6 protein-coding genes are annotated in these 6,267 nt (G+C 47.0%); 2 read left to right on the top strand and 4 right to left on the bottom strand.

The window, feature by feature from the left end; all coding sequences use genetic code 11:
• Nucleotides 1–206: 206 nt before the first annotated feature.
• From QUA97_RS19975 to QUA97_RS19960, 4 genes are all read right to left on the bottom strand, one after another.
• Complete coding sequence (locus QUA97_RS19975) at nucleotides 207–884, bottom strand: GIY-YIG nuclease family protein (protein WP_194067297.1); 678 nt, start codon at nucleotides 882–884, stop codon at nucleotides 207–209.
• A 162-nt stretch (nucleotides 885–1,046) separates the two neighbouring features.
• Nucleotides 1,047–1,910, bottom strand: coding sequence for an aldo/keto reductase (locus QUA97_RS19970; RefSeq protein WP_194067298.1), 864 nt, complete (start codon nucleotides 1,908–1,910; stop codon nucleotides 1,047–1,049).
• Nucleotides 1,911–2,137: 227 nt separating this feature from the next.
• Nucleotides 2,138–2,932 (bottom strand): ABC transporter permease, encoded by a 795-nt coding sequence (locus QUA97_RS19965; protein WP_333195640.1) that lies wholly within the window; start codon nucleotides 2,930–2,932, stop codon nucleotides 2,138–2,140.
• A gap of 120 nt (nucleotides 2,933–3,052) precedes the next feature.
• Entirely contained in the window at nucleotides 3,053–3,226 is a 174-nt protein-coding gene (locus QUA97_RS19960; protein ID WP_333195639.1) for a hypothetical protein, read from the bottom strand.
• 200 nt (nucleotides 3,227–3,426) lie between these two features.
• Between QUA97_RS19960 and QUA97_RS19955 the strand changes: the two genes are divergently transcribed.
• Both QUA97_RS19955 and QUA97_RS19950 read left to right on the top strand, forming a co-directional pair.
• Entirely contained in the window at nucleotides 3,427–4,038 is a 612-nt protein-coding gene (locus QUA97_RS19955) for a PadR family transcriptional regulator (RefSeq protein WP_228049942.1), read from the top strand.
• Nucleotides 4,039–4,076: 38 nt separating this feature from the next.
• Nucleotides 4,077–5,876 carry an efflux RND transporter periplasmic adaptor subunit gene (locus QUA97_RS19950; RefSeq protein ID WP_194067300.1) on the top strand — a complete coding sequence of 600 codons (1,800 nt, stop codon included), beginning with the start codon at nucleotides 4,077–4,079 and terminating at the stop codon, nucleotides 5,874–5,876.
• Nucleotides 5,877–6,267 lie beyond the last annotated feature (391 nt).

Below are 6,267 nucleotides of genomic sequence, written 5' to 3'. Positions count from 1 at the left end.
TGCTGTTTCTAACTCTTTGGTAAGAGTAGAATCTGCCATTGCTTAGTCATTAGTCATTAGTCATTAGTCATTAGTCAGTAGTTAGTAGTCAGTAGTCATTAGTTAGTAGGGGCGGGTTAATCGCGTAATCCTCGCATCCGGCACGCAATCTCCGAACAAAACCCGCCCCGCTTTACGACAAACGAAAGTTGATATAGCAGCGAATTTTATTCGCCGGACTTTGTTTCCTGGGTTTGCGATTGAATCACCGCACTCCAATCATCATTGTTAACTGCAGCTTCCAGATGTTCGTGTCGTTCGCCGTCAATTTTGGCTGCTGTTTCTAACTCTTTGGTAAGAGTAGAATCTGCCATTGCTTTGCGTAATTTTAGCTTCTTTTCCTCATAAGCTGTTTGTTCCTCAGCAGACATAGCAGCGCGCGCTGCTTGACCTACCGTACTCGCCCACATTTCGCTCTCTGCGCCGTTTCCCGGCGGAATAGTGCCTAGTTCTGCGATCCAAGCATCCCGCAAACTTTCCATTTCTTCCCGTTTGGGGAATTTGAAAGTTTGGACGCGCACAAAAGCACAATTTTCTGCGCCGTTTTGCGCGATGTGACCGTTGATTGAAAGCAGGATATTTCGCGAATAACCGATATACTGAGTGTTGCGCGCACTGTCCGTGACAGCGTAAACTCCGGCGACTTTTGCGTTAGTTGCTAGACTTCGCCAGGTATCGATCGACATTACTTGCGTGCCGTCATTTTCTACTTCAGAAACAGCGGCCGCTGCGCTGTGTTCTGAGTCGGAACTGTATAAAAAGTTGTGCAGTCCTTCATGGGCGACAGGTACGTTTTGATGTTCAATTGCTACGTCTCGATCGGCATTCACTTGATTAGATTCCATAAAACGCAATTCCTCAAAAAGTGGCAATTTTACTAATTAAATCTCTGGATTTATAAGCTGTTGCGACATTTAAATATAATTTAACAAAAATCAAAAAATATTCTGGGTGAGCTTGTAGCAGCGTCCAGAATATGCAATTTAAATGCCCAACAGCTTACTTATTTAACTTACTGCAATTTGTTGCAATTCTTCGTCAGTTAATTTAACTTCGATCGCCTTTACGGAGTCCTCAATGCTCGATAATTTTGTCGCAGCGGGAATCGGAACGACGCAGGGCGATTGTGCCATCAACCAAGCTAATACTATACAGTACACTGAAACGTTTTTTTCGGCTGCTAAGGAGGCGATCGCGGGCATATCTTGCAAGCTGGTGACGCGGCGGCTTCCACCCAAAGGACTCCAGGGGAAAAATGTCAAGTTTTCGGCTTCGCAATATTCCAGTACGCCGTCAGATTCCGGCTGTCTGTGCCACGGATTGTACTGATTCTGCACCGAGACAATTTCTACTACATCCCGGGCGCGTTTGATCTGCTCTACAGAAAAGTTGGAAACTCCGATAAATCGAATCATTCCTGCTTCTACTGCTTCCTTTGCGGGTGCTAGGGCTGCTTCGATTGTATAGGCTGGATCGGGCGAGTGATACTGCCAAAGGTCGATCGGGTGATTGCCGCCCAAAGCTTCAAAACTTTCGCGAATTGTCTTGCGTAAATGGTGGGGATTCCCGTTGCGCGTCCAGGCACCTTGAGGCCTCATCAAGCCACCTTTCGTGGCCACAGTAACCGGCCGAATATCTCCGGTGTACTCTTGCAAAGCTTTGGCAATCAGGTGCTCGTTGTGGTGTTTGTCCGATTGATCTTCGCAATAGGAATCTGCGGTGTCAATCAGGGTGATACCCAAATCGAGGGCGCGGTGAATTACCGCAATTGCTTGCGATTCTGGCGGCTTGCCACTTAACGACAACGGCATACCTCCCAGACCGATCGCGCTGATGTTAAAATTACTGTTGCCCAGTTTTTTTCTTTTCATTTGTTGGCCCTCGTTTGCGTGGTTGATTGAGAGTTGAGATTTCAAGGATATTTTGAAATTTTACTGTTTTTTTTAGAATATAAGTAGATAGGACACAAATATTTTCTCCGTCGGCTGTACTGTCTTCAAACTGTATATTTTTATGAACTATTGCCGAATGGTCAAACCTTCTTTCGTTTTTTCCCCCTCAAACATAACAGAAAATTTCTTGTCACGCCGCAGCTTACCTAACTCGAAGCGCTGGTGTAAAAGCGGAGTGCAAATTGCCAGAAGTAGCGCGAAAACAACAACAGCCCGATCGCCAAAATTCCCGCCCCTGCGATCCAAACAATTTCACCTCTGCCCAGCATGGTTTCTGCCGGCACAGTCGTCAAGAAAGCAACCGGAACTATAAAAGTGAAGAAAAATCGATAAGCTGCGGGATAAGCCGCCATTGGAAATCTACCCGCTTCTAACAATCCTTTGAGCACTGAGGTAACGTTGTAAATTTTGACAAACCAAATGCTAGTTGCACCTAACATAAACCAGATACTGTAAAGACTAATAGCTCCGAATAACAGCGGTATTGCTGTTAAAAAATAGTTGCCGATTGCTACTTCCAATTTGTTAGTAGCATAGAGCAATAATAGCGCGCCGAAGATTAAATCGGGGACTCCCCAAGGGGAGACTGTGTTTGCAGACAGCCAAAATTGCGAATTGATGGGTTTGAGGAGTACGAAATCGAGAGTACCTTGCTGCACTCGATCGACAATACGGTTGAGGTTAGGGGCGAGAAAGGTTGACGAAAACCCTTCCAAAACCGTAAAAATCCCGAGTACAACCAAAGCTTCTTCCCATGAATAGCCCGAAAAACTGTAGCCAGTACGGTAGAACAAAAACAGTCCGAACCAACTGCCAGCAAGGTTTCCGAGGCTGCTAAGGGCTGCCAGGACAAAGTTGATCCGGTATTCGAGCTCCGCGGAGATCGCCGCCGCCCAGAACAATTTGAGTACCTGCAAATATCGTCCCATGTTTGTCGCCATTTTTTGTCCTTCAAATACTTAAATTCTCTCCTATAGCAATCCTAAATGATTTTCTGTAGGGAGACGGCAGTGCCGTGTTCCTACTCAAAACAAGATGGAGGCAGAGCCGACTGATCTGCGTTACTTTCGCTCGAACTGGTAACGAGTAAATCCTGCATCAAAGCACTCAAAACAAGATGCAAAACAAGATGGAGGCTGGTGATGAGCGTGCCGATTCGTCGGAAAGTGCAATTGATTGTACAAATAGACGATCGCGACGTTCAGCGCAGTTGTTATTTTGATATATTTAGACATCTCCCCTCGCTTTGCAACAGGCTTTTCCAGCTTGTTCTTCCGTTTCTTTGTTTAGTCTGTCTAATCTGTCTTTAGAGTGTTGACAAATTTTATAAAATGTGTATTGCAGATTAAAATTTCTATCAAACTAACTATTTACCCGATCGCCCTTGAGTCAGCTATAGTTGTATAATCCAAAATATAATATCAACTTGATATAAATGCTTGAATTATCAGCCCTTGGTCTGCTACAGCGGGAACCGTTGCACGGCTATCGGCTAAAGCAAAAACTAGAGCTGTTCATGAGCAGTTGCATCAGCGTTAACTACGGAGCGATTTACCCGCTGCTCAAGCGTTTGGAACAGCGAGGCCAGATTGCGACAATTGCCGAAGAAGCCGGAGATGCGGGCTGTCCGCGCAAAATTTACGCCATTACAGACAAAGGGCGCGAACTCTGGCGAAAAAAAATGGTCGATCACCCTCAAGAAAGTTGGGTAAACAGTGGTTCCCGTTTCCAAATCAAATTTTTCTTTTTTGGCGACTTAGAACCTGCAGAACGCCTGAAATTGTTGGAACACCGCTTGCGAGTCTGTTACATCCGACAAGACTACATCGAAAGTCTCAAAAGCGAATATCCGCTAACCGACGAGTATCAACTCGCCTCTGGCGATCGCTGCAACTCAGTGCTGTCCTTAGAAATACAGTGGTTAACCGAGCAACTAGCTAAGGAGAAAAGCGATCGCGCGACTCTCCAACCCCATCAAAAAAACACTTGGGAGATTCCATCTCGCTTGAGAGGGACGCTAGAGAGCAAAGATTCCGCCAAAGTCTAAGTAAGTCAAATGTTAAAAAAAAATCTAAGTGGTGCTCCATGAGTTATTCTAAATCCCCAGAATCCGTCGTTGAATCTAAATCTCTAGAATCCGCCGTTGAAGTTGAAAACCCAAAAACTGGTACACCGGAACTTCATCTAACCGATGCAGACAACTATCAACCCGAAGAATTTCCCGCCGTTGCCGATCGCCCGCGCCCAGCGAAACCGCGATCGCGCTGGCTGCTAATCGCCGCCATCGCGATCGTCACAGGAGGCGGCGGCTGGTACCTGTGGCAGTCGAGTCACAGTCGCCCGCCGCAACAAGCAGCAGCAGGTAAACCCAAAGGCATACCAGTCAAAATCGCAGCCCTTGAAACCAGCTCGATCCAAGATACCTCCGAATTTGTCAGCAGCCTAGAGGCAAAACGCTCAGTACAAATCAAACCCCAAACCGAAGGGCTAGTCACGGAGATTTTTGTCAAATCTGGAGACTCGATCGAAAAAGGACAAGCCATCGCCCGGATCAAAAGCGACAGCGCCCAAGCTCAGTTAAGACAATCCCAAGCCAATCTCAGCGCCGCCGAATCTAATTTAGCCGAACTCCAAGCAGGTGCCAGGCCAGAAGAAATCGCCCAAGCCCAAGCCCAAGTCGCCCAAGCTCAAGCCAACCTAGCCCAACTGCGATCGGGCAGTCGGCCCGAAGAAATTGGTCAAGCCCAAGCCCTCGTCTCCCAAGCCGAAGCCAACCTGGCCGATGCCCAAACAGGTAGCCTCCTAGAAGACATCGCCCAAGCAAAAGCCCAAGTAGAAGCAAGCACAGCCGAAGCTAAGCTGGCGGCCCAGCAACTTGTCAGGTATCAAGCATTAGCCAAAGAAGGCGCAACATCCGCCAACACCCTCCAGGAATACATTCAAAAAGAAAGCACCGCCAAAGCCAATCTCCGAGAAGCTCAAAGGCGGTTGCAGCAGCGGCAAAAAAACCGAGAAGCCGAAATCGATCGGCGCACAGCAGCCTTACAACAGCAGCGGGAAGCTTTGCGGCAATCGCAAAACGGTGCGCGCCCCGAAGAAATAGCCAAAGCCGAAGCAGAAGTTGCCCAAGCCAAAGCCAAATTAGCTCAGTTAGCCAACGGCACCCGCCAAGAACAGGTCGATCGAGCCGAAGCGCAAGTGGCCCAAGCCGCCGCTCAAGTGCGCGGTTTTGAAGTACAACTCCAAGAAACTGCTGTCATCGCGCCCTTCGCCGGAGTCATCGGCGACATACCAGTCAAAGTCGGCGACTACTTGAAAACAGGTGATGCGATCGCCATCTTAACAGAGAACCAACTGCTAGACTTGCGGTTATCAATTCCTTTAGAACGGATGCCACAATTACGCCTCGGGTTGCCAGTAGAAATGCTCGACACTCAAGGAAAGGCGATCGCCAAAGGTCAAATCAGTTTTATCTCCCCCAACGTCAGCGCCAACTCCCAAACAATCTTAGCTAAAGCCACCTTTCCCAACCCCACAGGCGAACTACTAAACCTCCAATTTGTCAAAGCCAGAGTCATCTGGGATCAGAAGCCAGGAATTTTAGTTCCAGTCACAGCAGTCACTCGCTTGGGCGGGGAAACTTTTGTCTTCACAGCTCAAAAGCCAGAACAGTCAAAACCTGGAATGCCACCTTTAGTAGCGCGACAAAAACCCGTGAAACTGGGAACCATCGAAGGCAATAATTATCAAGTTATCGAAGGCTTGCAAGCCGGAGAAAAAGTTATTGTCGCAGGCATTCTCAACTTGACAGACGGCGCTCCCATCGTCATTCAAGAACCAGCAGAAGCGGAAGGAAAAAAACCACCAGTAGGAGGAAAAAATTAATCGCGGTTCGTAGTGCAGGCGCTGACTGACGCAACATCTAATCAGACTTACAGCAGATTCCAGGTAAGTGAGTTACAAAAAAATTGTTATCTGTAGGGGCGATGCCCCCGTGCTCGCCCTCCGGCTCCCGCTCCGGCTTTTTTGTACTTCATAAACCTGAAATCTTCTGTAAGTCCGCACTACCAACTAATTAAATATATTCGCAGCTTATACAAAAAATCAGGAAATAAACCAAACTTTTTTGGGAGAGCAATAATTTTGATAAATAGTATCAAATCTGAATCAAGATTTAGAGTATTTTCCCAATTAACAGGATTGAATAGAGGATGAATAAAATTAATCAACTTCATCCTTAAATATCTAAATTCCAATTGCAATTACCAATTACCGA

This window comes from Microcoleus sp. CZ3-B2 (assembly GCF_036705055.1).
GTDB lineage: Bacteria > Cyanobacteriota > Cyanobacteriia > Cyanobacteriales > Microcoleaceae > Microcoleus.
The sequence above is the reverse complement of the archived record's forward strand: the minus strand, read 5'-3'. Positions and strand labels throughout refer to the sequence as shown.